The following is a 15,808-nucleotide window of genomic DNA, read 5'->3' as shown; positions in this document are numbered from 1 at the left end:
ATACAAAAGCACCCTAATTGAACAACTCCAAGGCGGTAGCGAAACTAATATAAAGCCGTCCTATAAGGACGGGGTTTCTACCCAATTTTTCTGATGAAATGGCGTGTTATTCTTGAGGTAGACTCAGCAACAGGTGATTGGGCAGTTTGGTGTCCGGAATTACCGGGTTGTGTATCAGCAGGAGAAACAGAAACGGAAGCATTAGATAATATTCGCGAGGCGATTTCCCTCTATCTAGAACCCGATCCTATTGAATTAAAATCAGGGGAAGTGTTGCGAGAGGTTTTGGTGGGATGACTCGTATTCGGCGGATGAATGCCTCTGATGTAGAACGAATTTTGAAACAATATGGATTTGAGTTTATTTCTCAGAAAGGAAGTCATCGAAAATGGCGACATCTGGAAAGTCAACTGCAAGCGATCGTTCCTTATCATAAGGGAAAAAATCTCCCCATCGGTACTCTACGAAACATTATGTTAAGCGCTAACATTCCGGAAGCTGAATGGAAAACACTTGATTAAGTGCTATAAAATAAGAGACGATCGCGCTACCAAAATACACTTTCATCTACCTTAAAAAAGGCTGCCAATTTTTGCGCTTGTCTAGGAGAAATTTCTTTCTCTTTGCTTAGTATTGCGCGAACTTCATCCTCAGAATTCAAAACAGTAACTAAATCTTGCAATGCGATCGCTTGTTGTTCCATCAGAAATGATAACATTGAATGAGGAGTTGATGTTTGTCCGGGACGGTAAAAGCTCTCTTCAAATTTTTCAATCAAGATAACGAGAAGATCGTAGAGTGCATTTTCTTCTGGCGATCGCTCTTTTCGGTGCATTAGATCTTCAACAATTACTAATGCTTCTTCATTTTCTGCTTCTGTTTTAATCAATATGTTTGGTTTCATATTCCCGCAATCGTCGATAGCTAATGACGTGCATGAAAAGTTTTCCGATATTTTATTCTATCCTGCGATCGCTTGTATTCCGGACTGTCTTTCCCTCCTTCTAATTCTAGCTCTCGTTGGGAGAGATAATCCGTAAATTGTTTAAACAAAACTCGCTTTTCTGCGTCAGTTTCCGCAGTAGTAAGCATCTGCTTGACTTGCCGATCGCACTCCTCGCGATCCTCCCGACAGGCTTTTACTTCCAACACCTGAGACACTTCCTCCCAACTGGAAGCCAGATCCACATTTTCCTCTCCAATAGCCGTTTGTCGGACGTAACGCACGGCATTCTCTTTAGATGGTTTGATATCTTCATTGTAATCGCGATCGCCAGAGAATTTGACTGGAGATAAAACCCAACTGCGATCGATGAGTAAGTCCTTCAGGGCATTAGGCTCCTGCTTTTCTCGTGTACAATTTTAGGAGTTCCCCGACTTCAAACGTCCCTCCGTGCAAAGAAAGTTTCCCTTGCGGTTGGTTATTGTCATTCCTACATTGCTGCAAATCTTTGCAGCCGTAGGATTAACAGGATTTTTGTCTTGGCGTAACGGACAGCAGGCCGTTACGGACTTGGCTACGCAACTTAGTCAAAAGACAAGCGATCGCATTGAAACCCACATTCGCAATTATTTAGAAACATCTGAATTGATTCTGAAAATCAATGAAATTTCGGTACGACAAGGACGATTGAATGTCGATGATTTTAGCGAACTCCAACGCTATTTTTGGCAGCAAACACAATTAAGCGACGCGTCGGCAACCCTATACTACGGTAGCGAAACCGGGGATTTTTTGCAAATCGAACAGGGATATCCCCCCACAATTTCCCTTCGTACTCAAGATACTGCTCCCTTTTGGAACATTTATCGCCTCAATGACCGAGGAGAGCGTCAGGAATGGCTGCAACAGAAAGAATATGATCCCCGCATCCATCCTTGGTATCGTAGGGCTAAAGCCTCAAAAACCTTAATTTGGTCGCCGATTTATGTTTTTGCCCAACCTCCTGTTTTAGGCCTTACCTCTGCTATGCCCATTTACGGGACAACGGGAGAATTACAAGGAGTAATGGCGATCGATCTCACTCTGTCCCAAATCGGCGAATTTTTACAAGCCTTAGAGATCGGGACATCGGGGGCATCCTTTATTATTGAGCGATCGGGGGAAATTGTCGCCACTTCAAGCCGAGAGTATCCTTTTTTAAACTCCGAAGGTCAAGAAAGATTGCCGGCGGCCAGTGTTGCCCCTATGATCCAAGCTGCTGTCAAACATTGGCAAAAGAATCCTGATAGGTTGACCACCTTGGAAAACGATTCTGCAACGATCGCCGATGTGGAGGGCAATCGTTATTTTGTGAGAATGCACGCCTTTCGCAACGATCGCGGCATTGATTGGCTGTTGGGGGTGGTCATTCCCGAGGCGGATTTCAAAGCCGAAATTGCTGCTAATACTCGCGCTACTATTATTATCTGTGCGATCGCCTTGGTTTTGGCCGCGGCATTGGGCATCATTACCTCACGTTTAATCGCCAAACCGGTTCTCAAATTCGCGAAAGTCGCCTGCGATATTGCACGAGGGGATTTATTATATCGCATTCCTCCTCATCGCATTGAGGAATTAGATAGTCTCGCCCGAGCTTTTAATCTCATGGCTATCCAGTTAAAAGAAGCCTTTAGGGCTTGGGAGGATACGAATAAATCTTTAGAAATTTTAGTGGGAGAAAGGACGGAGGCTTTGCGGCGATCGGAGGAAAAATTTGCCAAAGCCTTTCGATCAAGTCCTTATTTGGTGGGTATTACAACTTTAGCAGAAGGCCGCATTCTGGAAGTCAATGATACTTTTCTGCACATTTCGGGATATGCCTTGGGGGAAGTCATTAGCAAAACTGCGGCAGAGTTGGGATTTTGGGGAAGTTATCGCGATCGCGTCAAGATGATCAAAATGCTTGAAAATGAAGGCAGAATTCGCGATCGCGAATTTTCTTTTCGTATTGCTTCGGGTGATATTCGCATCCTTCGTCTTTCTGTGGAAAAAATCGAGATCGATGATGAAGATTGTCTCTTAATGGTGGCCAATGATATTACCGAACGCAAGCGAATGGAAGCGTCACTCCAAGAAAAAGAGCAATCTTTGCGTTTAATTCTCGATACTATCCCTCAACAAGTTTTCTGGAAAGACACGGATTCAGTTTTCCTCGGTTGCAATCAAAATTGGGCAGAAGCGGCACATTTAAACCATCCTGAAGAGGCGATCGGTAAGACAGATTATGACATGGGATTGCCCCGAGAAATTGCCGATTTATTTCGCCAAGAAGATCGAAAAATTATGGAAGCAGATGAACCCGTCCTCCATAAGATTGCTAAAAAACAACGCCCTGGTGAAAACGGTAAAATCATTTGGCTGGATATTAGTAAAGTTCCCCTCCACGATATTCACGGTAATGTTATCGGTTTGATCGGCGTAATTGATGATATTACTCCTCAAAAAGAAGCAATGGAGGCTCTAAAACAAGAACGGGAAAAATCCGAGGCTTTGTTACTGAATATTTTACCCCATCGTATTGTCGAACAACTGAAAAAACAACATAATTCTATTCCTCAGCCTGGAGTAAAAACTTTAATTGCCGAACATTACGAAACAACCACAATTTTATTTGCAGATATTGTTGGTTTTACGCCTTTTTCTGCCCAATTATCTCCCATTACTTTAGTCGATATGCTCAATGATATTTTTTCGACTTTCGATCGCCTAGCGGACGATTATAATGTTGAGAAAATCAAAACAATTGGTGATGCTTATATGGTCGCGGGAGGATTGCAAGAACCCGAGGACGATCGCGCAGAAGCGATCGCAGACATGGCCTTAGAAATGTTAAAGACAATTGCTCAATTTAGAATCAATTCTGAAAAACCCTGTCAAATTCGGATTGGCATTCATACGGGGGCTGTAGTTGCCGGGGTTATCGGGATTAAGAAATTTATTTACGATCTTTGGGGGGATACTGTTAATGTCGCTTCCCGCATGGAATCAACAGGAGAACCAGGGAAAATTCAAGTTACAGCCCAAATTTACGAACAGTTAAAAGAGCAATTTATGTTTGAGAAACGCGGTGTGATCACTGTCAAAGGCAAAGGAGAAATGATAACCTATTGGTTAACTGGCAAAAAATAAAGCCGATCCAGCAACATTTAAAATTGGTTATAACCATTAACCGAATTTAAGATTGAATCTTTATCATATCAAAGCTCAAGGAGAAATCATTTTCTCTAACGCAATTTGTAACTCAGTTGTTAAAGATTTAACTGCTTTTTTGACAGCTTGACGATGTTCCCGAGGAGAATCTTGCTGACAATTCAAGTAAAATTGCGTCACAGAAATAGGCGTACCAATTGTAACTTGTGACTTTCGCCAACCTAAACGAGGACGATGAGGAACTTTTGTTCCTTTAAGACGAGCGATCGCGTCAAATATAATCAGTGCGGTTTCGGCAAATCTCTCTATAGTGGGTTTTTCTTGGATATAAGTTCCCGTAACGGCAACAAAACTTTCCACTAATCGCAGATGTCGCATTCGGATTGCTGACTCGTGGGCGATCCAGTCCGCCAGTCCTCGCTGTAGGGGGGATAATAAGTTCGGATCGGTACTATCTTGGCGATAAATGCGACACCAACCCGCCTCTTCGAGACGACGACAGCGATCGCTGATATTGCCTTGGGGTTGGAGATGAAAATATTGTTCGCAAACTTGCAATGCTTTCTCTAGTAACATTTGTAGGCGATTCCCTAAAACTGCTTCGGGAGTGTCTCCAGCATGGCGATCGGGGAACTGACAATAGTAATAATCACGATAAAACGCTTCCATTTGGGCGATCGCCGCTTCACCTAAGTTAAACAAGCGTTGCGAGAAAATATCTTTGTGTATCTCACTCGCAGATGAACCAATACCCTGTACGGCTAAACCGCAATCTGCCTCCAATTGACTTAACAGCCCGTCTAGTTTGCGCCAAGGCGGTGTAACATAATAATACTGAATGCCGATGGGAATGATAAAAACCTCCTCACTTCGGTTAGCTTTTTGCAAATCCTCCACACACCAAAAACCCAATTGAGCCGTACCGGATTTTAGAGGACTCACAATTTCGCTATGACCATTCGTTGCACCTTCCGGGGCGATCGCTATGGGCATTGTGCCATTAATCAACAACTCTCGAACCGTGCGAATTGCCTCTCGATCCAAAGACTTACCCCGATGAATGGGAACTCCTCCTAAACGCGAGAAAACCCAACCCAGCCAGCGTCCAGCCCACAAAGTCATACCGCGATCGTACAGGAAATGGCTAAAAAAAGGATATTGTAAAGAAATCCCCAGTTTACGAGCAGTTCTCGGTAAAGTCCGAGAGAATAAATACATCATACTGAGGGGATCGTCTACCTCAACATGACGAGCAGCAAATAAAAGGCGAATTTTTCCCCCTTGGAATTGTTGATAAAATTCTGCCAATATCTTCGCGTTAGTGACTTGAATCTGGGAAATACCTGCGGGTAGCCAAGATCGCAGACGAAAGCGCAGGAAAATAGGTAACATCAACATGACCAATCGCAGCAGGAAAGGATTGACCCGTTGAGGGATAAACTGGAGTTGGGGTTGAGCGCGATACTCTCGAGGAGTGATGGCGCGATCGCGGAGATAAAACAATTTTAAATTTGGGTTTTGGATACTTTATCGCAGTCTACACTGTTGATTTTCTTTTTCTGGCGATCGCAAAATCATGTTAGCCGCGATCGCGACAAAATATTACAATCCATTCCATCGGAGGATTCGCAGTCAGTACCCATGCGGTAAACTTTCTAAACAGTCAAGGATGGTTAACGGAGCTTCACGAACATGGGAGATATTTGGAAATCAACAGCGATTATCACGGGGGCATCCTCGGGAGTCGGGTTGTATGGGGCAAAAGCACTGGCTGCAAAGGGTTGGTATGTGGTGATGGCCTGTCGGGATGTGGTGAAAGGAACAAAAGCCGCACAAGATTTGCAAATTCCTGAAGAGAATTATACTGTGATGGAGATCGACCTCGCTTCATTAGATAGCGTGCGTCAGTTTGTCAAAACTTTTCGAGAGAGGGGGCGATCGCTAGAAGCACTGGTCTGTAATGCGGCGGTTTATTTGCCCTTACAAAAAGAACCTTTACGCAGTCCCGACGGCTACGAATTAAGCGTAGCAACCAATCATCTCGGGCATTTTTTACTTTGCAATCTCATGTTAGATGATTTGCGGCGATCGCCAGTTCCGACAAAACGCCTCGTTATTTTAGGAACCGTCACTGCAAATAGCAAAGAATTAGGGGGCAAAATTCCCATTCCAGCACCCCCCGATCTCGGCGATTTGCAAGGATTTGAAGCAGGATTCAAGGAACCGATCGCCATGATTAACGGCAAAAAATTCAAATCTGGGAAAGCCTACAAAGATAGTAAGCTCTGCAATATGCTCACCGCAAGGGAATTGCATCGCCGCTATCACAACACAACGGGAATTGTAATCAGTTCGATTTATCCTGGTTGCGTCGCAGATACGCCATTATTCCGCAATCATTTCTCCCTCTTTCGCACGATTTTCCCCTGGTTTCAGAAGAATATTACCAAAGGTTACGTTACCCAAGAACTCGCAGGAGAACGCCTTGCAGAAGTAGTCGCCGATCGCAACTATAAGCAGTCCGGAGTACATTGGAGTTGGGGAAACCGCCAGCAGGAAGGTCGAGAGGCATTTGTTCAGGAACTTTCCGCAGAAGGAAGTGACGATGCAAAAGCCAAGAAAATGTGGGAGTTAAGCGAAAAATTAGTGGGTTTGGTGTAGTTATAGCAAATCCGGTTAATGGGTTAGCAAGCGAGCAAGATGCTCGCACTACTACCACCCTTGGATATTACCGTAGTGGGAGCGTCTCGCTCCCTAGGTTTTTAATTATGGTATTTATTGGTATTTATACAGAGTCTTAAAAGGTATGCGGACGGAGAGACTCGAACTCTCACATCAAAGACACTAGAACCTAAATCTAGCGCGTCTACCAATTCCGCCACGTCCGCAGAAAATTTAACGTTTACCATCGTAACAAATCCTTGTTAAAAATGGGGATGAGGACAAGGATTTTTTCAAGATTTACCACCGGAAAGATCGAATCCGGCCAAAAGGAGACGTTTTTCTGGCGATTCCTCCCTTAGAATAAAAAGAATCAAAATTCTCGTTCTTGCATCGAGCTATGTTAACTGCCATTCGGAAACTAGGTTGGGGAATTGCGATCGCCGGCTTATCCCTGTCAAGCGTGTTAGGATTGCCCCGTTCCGTTCACGCTCAATACATTATTACCCTTCCCGACAAAACCCGGTGTGAAGGACAATTTCAAGGTTATAACGGCCAAGGGATCTGCGAATATCCCGACGGTTATTATCGAGGGCAAATTGTCAATGGTCAACGCCACGGAAGAGGTGTATTTTATTTTCGCCAACGAGATGACAAAAAGGAGAATGTCGAAGTTCGAGAAACCTACCTTAATGCCAACGAAGCAAGTTCTTTCATTCCCGATCCTTCCGATGTTTACGCGGACATTTACGAGGGAGACTTTCGCAATGGCCTGCCTCATGGAAGAGGAAGATTTGTCTATGGCAATGACGAACGCTACGATGGAGACGTTCGGAATGGATTGCCCAACGGAACGGGTTTATTTCTCTTTAGTTCAGAAGGGGAATATTCTAATCGTTACTACGGACAAGTAAGCCAAGGATTGCCGAGTGGAAAGGGTTCTTTTGTCTATGCCAACTGTAATTCCTATGGACAGGCTTTGCGCTGCGATCGCTATGACGGCCAGTTTCGAGATGGCGTACCCCACGGCCAAGGAACATTCACTTATTCCGAATGTCAAGGCAGTGGAGCAAACCTAACCTGCAAACGCTTATCAGGAAATTTTTTCAAGGGTCAGCCCAATGGAATGGGAACTTTGCTTTTTGCCAACGGCGATCGCTGTCAAGGGCAGTTTAATGATTTTACCCTGAGCGGTCGCGGCAGTTGTAGTTATCGCAATGGCAATCGCTATTCTGGGGAACTGCGAGACGGTCAGCCCCACGGCATGGGAACAATGCGCTACGCTGACGGACGAACCTATAACGGCGAATTTCGTGCTGGGAATCCCATTGGCACCCCATAGGAAACAATTAATATTCCCTTCGTTCCCAACGCCCATATTGTTGAGCATAATAGGCTAAAATTGCTTCGATTTGTTGCTGGGGATTGCGGAGCATTTCCGCAGGGGAATCGCGATCGGGAGGATAATTAAGAGATAATCCTTCAATCTGACTGTCCCCATAGGCAAAAGTGGTCGAAGACTGGGGTAAAAGTTCGACCTGCACTCCCAAACATTGTGCTAAGTGAGCCGCTACTTCGCGATAAATGGCAAGGGGCATCTTTGGGCAAAAAATTCTTTCTTGTTTAAGCATTATTATCTGCTGGAGGAGCTCCAACGGCTCGGATTACCTCAATTCCCAACTCTTCAAAAATCACAACAGGTTGGGGACCTCGATTCATTTCAATCCGCTTAACCAAAACTTGTCCACTTTCTAAATATTCTCCTGGACTAACATATTGACTTTTACCTTCGCTATCTTGCACGATCGCCTTAGTACTGCCGCCGAGATTAACTACCCCCGTCACAGTTAAGCCTTTAGCAATGGTAGGTTCTGGTAATTTGGGGAGGTCATCAGGGTTAAATTCTGGAAGGGGTTCGGGTTTTTCACCTGGTCCCGCCCACTCTAAAGGAGGAACATTGCTCGGAGCTTGAGGAGGAACATTGCTCGGAGCTTGAGGAGCAACACTCTTCGGAACTTGAGGAGCAACACTCTTCGGAACTTGAGGACGAACATTGCTCGGAGCTTGAGGACGAACATTGCTCGGAGCTTGAGGAGCAACACTCTTCGGAACTTGAGGACGAACAAAAGGAGCGGGACGTTGTTTGGCTCGAGGGAGAGTTGGAGTTCTGGGAATGGGAGGAAGTGAAGGAGTGGGTAATTTTGCCACACCCTGTCCCCCCGTATTTTGTTGGGCTGTAGCCTTTAAAACAGAATTGACAGAATTGGAAATCTGTAGAGGAATGGTCGCAAAAGGATTTTGCCGTCCTTGATTTTGCTGGATAATTTTGACAGCAGCATCGCGACTGGTGACAGGAATTAAGCCATCGGGGGTAGGTAATTCTGTTTTTTCTCCTTTAATTACGGGATCTTCAAATCCTGGCTGCCCTGCGTTTTCACCCGTGGGAACATTCGTTCCTTCCGGATTACCTGGGATTGTACCAGCAGGTATTGTTGCAGGAGCAACGGGAATATCCCCCGTATCTTCAGACCCACCCCCGACAAAGGGGAGAAAGGATAGAGCTTCGCAGCCTCCTACACTGAGAGATAACAGCACTAAACCCATCAATATTGTTGATTTTTGCCTTAATTTTTTCATTATTCATTACTCCGAGGAGGAATATTAATAAACGATTACCCATAGCAATGATGAATCATTAACCCTTTAATCTTAACCTTTTAACATTAATTTTTTCAGAGCGCTCAACCCTTTTTTGACATGACGAGAAACCGTTACGACACTAATACCCAGTAATTCTGCAACTTCCTTTTGAGTTAAATCTTGGAGAAAAACAAACTCAACGACATCTCGGGTTTTAACTTCAAGTTGCACGAGGGCTTGTTGTAGGCGAATTCGGTCTTCTTCCGCTAGTTGAAAACTGTAATATTTGCGATCGGGGACAATATCCCCCAAACAGGCATTACTTCCTTCACTATCACCGATGGGAATATCCAAACTTAGGGGTTCCCGATTTTTGTAGGCGAGTTTAATATCCTGCCAGTCTTGTAGAGAAATTTTCAGCGCGGCGGCTAATTCTGCCTCGGTGGGCTGACGGTTGAGTTGCGATCGCAATTTGCGAGTCATACCCATAGATTGTTGGCGTAACTCCAGCCAGCGCCTAGGAATGCGAACGGGAGAGCCTTTATCCCTAAGATGATGTTGAATCTCGCCGCGAATATAAGGCAAAGCAAAAGAACTAAAAGCATTCCCTTTTTCAATATCAAAACGCTCAATGGCACGAATCAGACCCAAACACCCTACCTGAATGAGATCGTCATAACTCTCGCTGCAGCGATCGACCCAATGGTGAGCCTCTTTGCGGACAAGCCCCAAATTGAGTTTTACAAGTTGATTGCGAACTCGGTTGCGCCTTGTTGAAGTGATGCTATGCTGCCGATAGTCACTCAGCAGTTGCAAACTCTGGCATTTTAGGTCGTGGGAGAGGGAAGTTGGCATAATGGATTACCCTTAGAACAAAAATCAAACGTCTAAATTATAAAACTAAGAATTATTTTTTTGTCATCGCCATTTAAGTTTATTCTCTCAGCACGATTTATGACAACTGTAATTTCCTCAAGGGCTGAAGGGGAGGGGCAATATCCGTCCAAAATCTCGCAAAACTTAGGGTGTCGGATAGCAGAGAGCGATTCAAGACTCCCTACGGCCAACACCCTAAACTCAACCATTCATGATTTGAGCGAGATTACTCGAAAGAGGGTTGAATGCGAGCATAGAAAATCCCTTGGATTTTGACTTCTTCGGGATCGTCGGCTCCCAAATCTGTATCCGAGGGTTGATAGCTGACAAAATTACCGGCAATTTCTCCTGTGCTACCGTCAACCTTAGTAACCTGCAACGACATTTCTCCGATGCCTGTTTGATAGCGCTTAACGTTGGCACGTTGGTATTCTTCTGCGTCGGCTCCGGCGGGAATCGCAACGGCATTATCATAACCACTGGCAACCCCGCGACCTTTAGGATCGAGGAATACCGAGCCTCGGTAGGAAGGAACAAAAAATTCACCTTCCAAATCGGCTGACGCATTCAGAGCATTGTATCCCGAGCCGCTTTTGGCGACGAGTTGTTTCATGGTAAACATGAAGGGAACTTGTTCGCCTCCAGGTAGTTGAACGGTAATAGGCTGGAAATCCATTCCGTCTTCTTCTGTGAAGGTTAATACACCGTTTTCATCTACCACTAAGGTTCCCGATACTTGGTCGAGACTAGAGGTGTAGCGCGTCAGCACTTTACCCTCAACGAATTTTGCTTCTTGGCGGCGATTGGTCGTTTCTTCTTCGACAAAATAGGTTTGGGGTTCCAGGCACATACCAGAAATTTTATAGGTTTGACCGGCTTCCAGAGGGATAGAGCCTCGAGCGGTTTCGTCCAATGCTGGACATAAGTTTGCTAATCCGGTATTAAGAATTTGCTTGTAGGTCAATTGCCCCGAAGTGGCATCTGCTGCACTGGGACCGTCACTACAAGCCGTGAGAAAGCCCAAAGAAAGGGCTAGGAAAGCGGCCATGAATGCCCGATAATACCTCATAATCATCAACCTCTTTTTTGTTAATCTCGAATGCAGAAAAAGTTTGGGGAATGACGGGGGAACAAGACGCGATCGCGCTTTCCTTGCCCGCAATTCCAAAAATGAAACCTTGACAATAATTTTGACAATGAAAATTTTGACAAATTTTGACAATGAAGCTCGATAGGTTTTATGCCCCCTCGAGCCAGGTTTCCTGAATTTCAAATTGCTTTATTGAGCTACTGATAAAGAATTGTACACGGGCGCGTCGCCTTTCCCTAGCGAAGGCAAGATCCTCTTGGCATCGGAGACGTTTTCCCTCAATCTAGAACTAAAAGCCAATTCACCAAACTCTATGAACGAATCAGAGAATTTAGAGTCCCAGCACCTCACAGCCAAATTAGCAGCAATTCAAGGGGAAATTTTGGCTTTAGCCCAAAATCATCAAGGAGAAGCTCTCCCATTGCTCTCCATCCTGCGATCGCTAGAGGCGATTCATAGCCAAATTCGCGAAGATTTATTTTTGTCCGCATTACCGGACAACCGCCACAACTTGACTTATCTACTGCGCGATATTGAAGAAACTGGCGGTTGGCCTTATATCGAGCGGATGCGATTGCAAGCGCTTTTGAGCCATTTTGAGGAAAATTCCCAGAAAAAAGACTGAATGTAACAATTTGCAACGTATAATGGCTGGATGAAATTAATGTAAACAACTTTTAATAATTGTCCTTAATGCGAGTTGCGATCGCCGGAGCAGGGTTGGCGGGATTATCCTGCGCGAAGTATTTAGCGGATGCCGGGCATATCCCTATTGTCCTCGAACGTCGAGATGTTTTGGGGGGTAAAATAGCGGCTTGGCAGGATGAAGAGGGAGATTGGTACGAAACAGGGCTACATATTTTCTTTGGTGCCTATCCCAATCTTCTACAACTATTTGCGGAGTTGGGGATTGAAGACCGCTTGCAATGGAAAGATCATACGATGATCTTCAATCAACCCAATGCTCCTGGCACTTATTCCCGTTTTGATTTCCCCAATTTACCGGCTCCTTTCAACGGGGTTGTTGCTATTCTCGGCAATAACGATATGCTGACTTGGGCTGAGAAAATTCGTTTTGGCCTTGGCTTAATTCCTGCTATGATTCGCGGTCAATCCTATGTCGAAGAGATGGATCGATACAGCTTTTCGGAGTGGTTAGCGAAACAAAATATCCCCCCTAGGGTGGAGAAAGAAGTCTTTATTGCCATGTCGAAGGCGTTAAATTTTATTAATCCCGATGAAATTTCTGCCACGATTCTGCTGACGGCCTTAAATCGCTTTCTACAGGAAAAAGAAGGGTCAAAAATGGCGTTTCTGGATGGTTCCCCGACGGAGCGCCTTTGTCAGCCAATTGTTGATTACATTGGCGATCGCGGCGGTGAGGTGAAGTTAAATGCGCCTTTAAAGGAAATTCTCCTCAATGAGGATGGCTCGGTTCAGGGTTTCCTGATGCGCGGCTTAAATGGCCAAGCCGATTGGAGTTTTGAGGCGGATATTTACGTCTCAGCTATGCCCGTTGACCCTCTCAAGGTTATTCTACCCCAACCTTGGCGAGAAATGGACTATTTTAAGCAACTAGAGGAGTTAGAAGGGGTTCCTGTGATTAATCTGCATCTCTGGTTCGATCGCAAGCTGACGGATATTGATCATCTCCTATTTTCGCGATCGCCTCTGTTGAGTGTTTATGCGGACATGAGTAATACTTGTAAGGCTTATGCCAGCGATCGCTCCATGTTGGAATTGGTTCTCGCTCCGGCAAAAGACTGGATTTCTCGACCGGATAAGGATATTATTGCTGCGACAATGGTGGAACTGGAAAAACTCTTTCCCCAGCATTTTACCGGAGACAATCCCGCCCAGTTGCTGAAATATCACGTTGTTAAAACACCGCGATCGGTCTATAAAGCAACCCCTGGTCGCCAAAGCTATCGCCCTTCCCAAGTAACCCCCATTGGGAATTTTTATTTGAGTGGGGACTATACCATGCAACAATATTTGGGAAGTATGGAAGGCGCAACGCTTTCTGGCAAATTGACAGCCAAGGCGATCGTCGATGCAACGATCTAGGAAAGTTCTCAAACTTCTCCCATGATTACCCCAGAAATCGCGACTTCGCGATTTCTCGTTAACTTCTCTCTTTCTCCCTTGGAAACGTTTCACCGGATGAATGCTGCAACTGCCTAAACCCGAACAAAAAACGAAAAGCCCCTTTGTATCCCTATCAGAGGCTTACGAATACTGCCGCCAAGTAACGGCCACCTATTCCAAGACGTTTTATCTTGGCACCTTGCTGATGCCAATGCCAAAACGTCGAGCGATTTGGGCAATTTATGAATGGTGTCGGCGAACTGATGAATTAGTCGATGGTCCGAAGTCGCGTTTTACAACTCCCGAAACTCTTGATCAATGGGAAGATAATTTGGAGTCGGTATTTGCTGGCCGTCCAGTGGATATGCCCGATGTGGCCTTGGTGGATACGATTAAGCATTTTCCAGTCGATATCCAGCCTTTTCGCGATATGATTGCCGGACAGCGCATGGATTTATATCGCTGTCGTTACGAGACGTTTAAAGAGCTAGAACTTTACTGCTATCGAGTGGCGGGGACTGTGGGGTTGATGACAAGTCCAGTCTTGGGTTTTGCGGGCGATCGCACTCCCCCTCCCTGGGATCAAAAGGGCAATCAAAATGGGAATCAAAATCAGCAAAGAGAAGCCACCGAAGAGGCGATCGCCCTCGGTATTGCCAATCAACTCACTAATATTCTGCGAGATGTGGGGGAAGATGCGGAAAGAGGGCGCATTTACCTACCATTGGAGGATTTAGCACTATTTGACTATACGGAAAAAGATTTAATGAATGGGGTAGTAGACGATCGCTGGCGAGAGTTAATGCGCTTTGAAATTCAACGCGCACGCAAGTTTTATCGGTCTGCGGAGCAGGGAATTAGCGCTCTGACGCGAGACGCACGCTGGCCGGTTTGGTCGGCACTGATGCTTTATCAAGGGATTTTAGATGTTATCGAGGGTAATGATTACGATGTGTTTCGTCAGCGTGCTTTTGTCCCCAAATGGACTAAAATGCGCTACCTGCCCATTGCTTGGTTGAGAGCGCAGGCTCTTTGACCCGTCTGGCTGCATCAGATTTTAGCTCTAACTAAATTGAGAGAACAAGCAAGGATAATAAAAAGATGATATTTAAAGGATGATGAAAGACGCAACTCAAGACCCTATCTCTCATTCCCCATTTTCCTTTAAACTACAAAAAACTTGTTCTCACACTCATGGGAGAGCAGGTGTTTTTTCTACTCCCCACGGAATTGTCGAAACTCCCCGCTTTATGCCCGTTGGTACCGTAGGAACTGTTAAGGGCTTAACTCCGGCTCAAATCGAAGCAACTGGGGCGCAAATGATCCTGGCCAATACTTATCACCTTCATTTACAACCGGGAGAGGAACTTATCGCTAAAGCGGGAGGACTGCATCAATTTATGGGCTGGGAACAGCCTATTTTGACTGATTCTGGAGGGTTTCAAGTCTTTAGTTTGAGTGAGTTGCGAAAAATTGAAGAGGAAGGGGTCACTTTTCGATCGCCTCGGGACGGTCGCCTCATTCATTTAACCCCAGAACGTTCCATTGAGATTCAAAATACCTTGGGGGCAGATGTGATTATGGCTTTTGATGAATGTCCCCCCTATCCCGCAGAACGAGGGGAAGTGCAGGCGGCCACCGAAAGAACCTATCGCTGGCTAGAACGGTGCGTTAAGGCGCATCAACGCCCTCAAGAGCAAGCCTTATTTGGCATTGTACAGGGGGGGATTTTTCCCGATTTGCGGGTTGCTGCTGCGCGATCGCTCCTTGATTTTGACCTGCCTGGATATGCGATCGGTGGGGTCAGCGTGGGAGAACCTCCCGAACTTATGTATCCTGTAGTAGAAGCTACTGCGCCAATTTTGCCCGAAAATAAACCCCGGTATCTCATGGGTATCGGGACTTATCGGGAAATGGTGCGGGCGATCGCAGCCGGGATCGATCTGTTTGATTGTGTCATTCCCACTCGCTTCGGTCGGCATGGCACCGCAATGGTCAAAGGAGAACGCTGGAACTTAAAAAACGCCCAATTTCGCGAAGATTTTCGCCCCCTTGACGAAACTTGCCCCTGTTATTGTTGCCAGACTTTTAGCCGCGCTTACCTCAATCATTTGGTTAAATCCAAAGAAATGTTGGGCTATATTTTGCTGTCCCTGCATAATGTGACGGAATTAGTACGTTTTACCCAACGCATTCGCGCAGCTATTTGGCAAGATCGCTTTGCCGAGGAATTTGCTCCTTGGCTAGATGAAAAGTAGTTCACCATATTATGTTAAAATCTATCGCAAATCTTAATAATCGCAGTATTTAGAAGGACTGAT

General features: G+C 45.4%; 17 protein-coding genes and 1 tRNA gene. 10 read left to right on the top strand and 8 right to left on the bottom strand.

Going from position 1 to position 15,808, the window contains the following annotated elements:
- The first annotated feature begins 93 nt into the window (after positions 1 to 93).
- On the top strand, positions 94 to 297 hold the full coding sequence (locus JUI58_RS08270) for a type II toxin-antitoxin system HicB family antitoxin (RefSeq protein ID WP_204103287.1): 204 nt from the start codon (positions 94 to 96) through the stop codon (positions 295 to 297).
- Complete coding sequence (locus tag JUI58_RS08265; protein ID WP_204103286.1) at positions 294 to 521, top strand: type II toxin-antitoxin system HicA family toxin; 228 nt, start codon at positions 294 to 296, stop codon at positions 519 to 521. The genes JUI58_RS08270 and JUI58_RS08265 overlap by 4 nt, the downstream gene beginning before the upstream one ends.
- Positions 522 to 547: 26 nt before the next feature.
- On the opposite strand, the gene JUI58_RS08260 is transcribed toward JUI58_RS08265, so the two are convergent.
- Both JUI58_RS08260 and JUI58_RS08255 read right to left on the bottom strand, forming a co-directional pair.
- The gene (locus tag JUI58_RS08260; RefSeq protein ID WP_204103285.1) at positions 548 to 904 is read right to left on the bottom strand and encodes a hypothetical protein; all 357 of its coding nucleotides are present in this window, start codon (positions 902 to 904) and stop codon (positions 548 to 550) included.
- A 20-nt stretch (positions 905 to 924) separates the two neighbouring features.
- Positions 925 to 1,227, bottom strand: a complete 303-nt coding sequence (locus JUI58_RS08255; protein ID WP_204103284.1) for a hypothetical protein — start codon at positions 1,225 to 1,227, stop codon at positions 925 to 927.
- A 166-nt stretch (positions 1,228 to 1,393) separates the two neighbouring features.
- On the opposite strand from JUI58_RS08255, the gene JUI58_RS08250 reads away from it, so the two are divergent.
- Entirely contained in the window at positions 1,394 to 4,111 is a 2,718-nt protein-coding gene (locus tag JUI58_RS08250) for an adenylate/guanylate cyclase domain-containing protein (RefSeq protein ID WP_204103283.1), read from the top strand.
- 75 nt (positions 4,112 to 4,186) lie between these two features.
- On the opposite strand, the gene JUI58_RS08245 is transcribed toward JUI58_RS08250, so the two are convergent.
- Positions 4,187 to 5,635: a 1-acyl-sn-glycerol-3-phosphate acyltransferase gene (locus JUI58_RS08245; RefSeq protein WP_239121333.1), complete on the bottom strand. Its 1,449-nt coding sequence runs from the start codon at positions 5,633 to 5,635 to the stop codon at positions 4,187 to 4,189.
- A 15-nt stretch (positions 5,636 to 5,650) separates the two neighbouring features.
- Between JUI58_RS08245 and JUI58_RS26965 the strand changes: the two genes are divergently transcribed.
- The gene (locus tag JUI58_RS26965; RefSeq protein ID WP_275414324.1) at positions 5,651 to 5,782 is read left to right on the top strand and encodes a hypothetical protein; all 132 of its coding nucleotides are present in this window, start codon (positions 5,651 to 5,653) and stop codon (positions 5,780 to 5,782) included.
- A gap of 42 nt (positions 5,783 to 5,824) precedes the next feature.
- On the top strand, positions 5,825 to 6,793 hold the full coding sequence (locus JUI58_RS08240) for a protochlorophyllide reductase (protein WP_204103282.1): 969 nt from the start codon (positions 5,825 to 5,827) through the stop codon (positions 6,791 to 6,793).
- A 146-nt stretch (positions 6,794 to 6,939) separates the two neighbouring features.
- Here the strand turns inward: JUI58_RS08240 and JUI58_RS08235 are convergent.
- Positions 6,940 to 7,020: transfer RNA gene (locus tag JUI58_RS08235), tRNA-Leu, on the bottom strand.
- Positions 7,021 to 7,193: 173 nt separating this feature from the next.
- Between JUI58_RS08235 and JUI58_RS08230 the strand changes: the two genes are divergently transcribed.
- Entirely contained in the window at positions 7,194 to 8,135 is a 942-nt protein-coding gene (locus tag JUI58_RS08230; protein ID WP_204103281.1) for a hypothetical protein, read from the top strand.
- A gap of 7 nt (positions 8,136 to 8,142) precedes the next feature.
- On the opposite strand, the gene JUI58_RS08225 is transcribed toward JUI58_RS08230, so the two are convergent.
- The 4 genes from JUI58_RS08225 to JUI58_RS08210 all read right to left on the bottom strand — a co-directional run bounded on the left by JUI58_RS08225 (position 8,143) and on the right by JUI58_RS08210 (position 11,378).
- Entirely contained in the window at positions 8,143 to 8,424 is a 282-nt protein-coding gene (locus tag JUI58_RS08225; RefSeq protein ID WP_204103280.1) for a hypothetical protein, read from the bottom strand.
- Positions 8,417 to 9,430, bottom strand: a complete 1,014-nt coding sequence (locus JUI58_RS08220; RefSeq protein WP_204103279.1) for a hypothetical protein — start codon at positions 9,428 to 9,430, stop codon at positions 8,417 to 8,419. The genes JUI58_RS08225 and JUI58_RS08220 overlap by 8 nt, the downstream gene beginning before the upstream one ends.
- Before the next feature lie 72 nt (positions 9,431 to 9,502).
- Positions 9,503 to 10,288, bottom strand: a complete 786-nt coding sequence (locus JUI58_RS08215) for an RNA polymerase sigma factor SigF (RefSeq protein WP_204103278.1) — start codon at positions 10,286 to 10,288, stop codon at positions 9,503 to 9,505.
- A gap of 247 nt (positions 10,289 to 10,535) precedes the next feature.
- Positions 10,536 to 11,378 carry a photosystem II manganese-stabilizing polypeptide gene (locus tag JUI58_RS08210; protein WP_204103277.1) on the bottom strand — a complete coding sequence of 281 codons (843 nt, stop codon included), beginning with the start codon at positions 11,376 to 11,378 and terminating at the stop codon, positions 10,536 to 10,538.
- Positions 11,379 to 11,712: 334 nt separating this feature from the next.
- Here JUI58_RS08210 and JUI58_RS08205 point away from each other — a divergent pair, with 334 nt between their 5' ends.
- From JUI58_RS08205 to tgt, 4 genes are all read left to right on the top strand, one after another.
- Positions 11,713 to 12,024 (top strand): hypothetical protein, encoded by a 312-nt coding sequence (locus JUI58_RS08205; RefSeq protein ID WP_239121332.1) that lies wholly within the window; start codon positions 11,713 to 11,715, stop codon positions 12,022 to 12,024.
- A gap of 68 nt (positions 12,025 to 12,092) precedes the next feature.
- Positions 12,093 to 13,466 (top strand): 15-cis-phytoene desaturase, encoded by a 1,374-nt coding sequence (gene pds / locus JUI58_RS08200; RefSeq protein ID WP_204103289.1) that lies wholly within the window; start codon positions 12,093 to 12,095, stop codon positions 13,464 to 13,466.
- A gap of 100 nt (positions 13,467 to 13,566) precedes the next feature.
- Complete coding sequence (gene crtB, locus JUI58_RS08195) at positions 13,567 to 14,523, top strand: 15-cis-phytoene synthase CrtB (RefSeq protein WP_204103276.1); 957 nt, start codon at positions 13,567 to 13,569, stop codon at positions 14,521 to 14,523.
- A gap of 82 nt (positions 14,524 to 14,605) precedes the next feature.
- On the top strand, positions 14,606 to 15,745 hold the full coding sequence (tgt, locus tag JUI58_RS08190) for a tRNA guanosine(34) transglycosylase Tgt (RefSeq protein WP_204103275.1): 1,140 nt from the start codon (positions 14,606 to 14,608) through the stop codon (positions 15,743 to 15,745).
- The last annotated feature ends 63 nt before the right edge of the window (positions 15,746 to 15,808 follow it).

The sequence above is a fragment of the Spirulina sp. CCY15215 genome (assembly GCF_016888125.1).
Taxonomy (GTDB): Bacteria; Cyanobacteriota; Cyanobacteriia; order Cyanobacteriales; family Spirulinaceae; genus CCY15215.
The sequence above is the reverse complement of the archived record's forward strand: the minus strand, read 5'-3'. Positions and strand labels throughout refer to the sequence as shown.

Coding starts and splice junctions, on each gene's coding strand:
- pds (WP_204103289.1), top strand. CDS start 12,093: ATGCGAGTTGCGATCGCCGGAGCAGGGTTGGCGGGATTATCCTGCGCG.
- JUI58_RS08265 (WP_204103286.1), top strand. CDS start 294: ATGACTCGTATTCGGCGGATGAATGCCTCTGATGTAGAACGAATTTTG.
- JUI58_RS08225 (WP_204103280.1), bottom strand. CDS start 8,424: ATGCTTAAACAAGAAAGAATTTTTTGCCCAAAGATGCCCCTTGCCATT.
- JUI58_RS08210 (WP_204103277.1), bottom strand. CDS start 11,378: ATGAGGTATTATCGGGCATTCATGGCCGCTTTCCTAGCCCTTTCTTTG.
- JUI58_RS08240 (WP_204103282.1), top strand. CDS start 5,825: ATGGGAGATATTTGGAAATCAACAGCGATTATCACGGGGGCATCCTCG.
- JUI58_RS08220 (WP_204103279.1), bottom strand. CDS start 9,430: ATGAAAAAATTAAGGCAAAAATCAACAATATTGATGGGTTTAGTGCTG.
- crtB (WP_204103276.1), top strand. CDS start 13,567: ATGCTGCAACTGCCTAAACCCGAACAAAAAACGAAAAGCCCCTTTGTA.
- JUI58_RS08230 (WP_204103281.1), top strand. CDS start 7,194: ATGTTAACTGCCATTCGGAAACTAGGTTGGGGAATTGCGATCGCCGGC.
- JUI58_RS08270 (WP_204103287.1), top strand. CDS start 94: ATGAAATGGCGTGTTATTCTTGAGGTAGACTCAGCAACAGGTGATTGG.
- JUI58_RS08260 (WP_204103285.1), bottom strand. CDS start 904: ATGAAACCAAACATATTGATTAAAACAGAAGCAGAAAATGAAGAAGCA.
- tgt (WP_204103275.1), top strand. CDS start 14,606: ATGAAAGACGCAACTCAAGACCCTATCTCTCATTCCCCATTTTCCTTT.
- JUI58_RS08205 (WP_239121332.1), top strand. CDS start 11,713: ATGAACGAATCAGAGAATTTAGAGTCCCAGCACCTCACAGCCAAATTA.
- JUI58_RS08215 (WP_204103278.1), bottom strand. CDS start 10,288: ATGCCAACTTCCCTCTCCCACGACCTAAAATGCCAGAGTTTGCAACTG.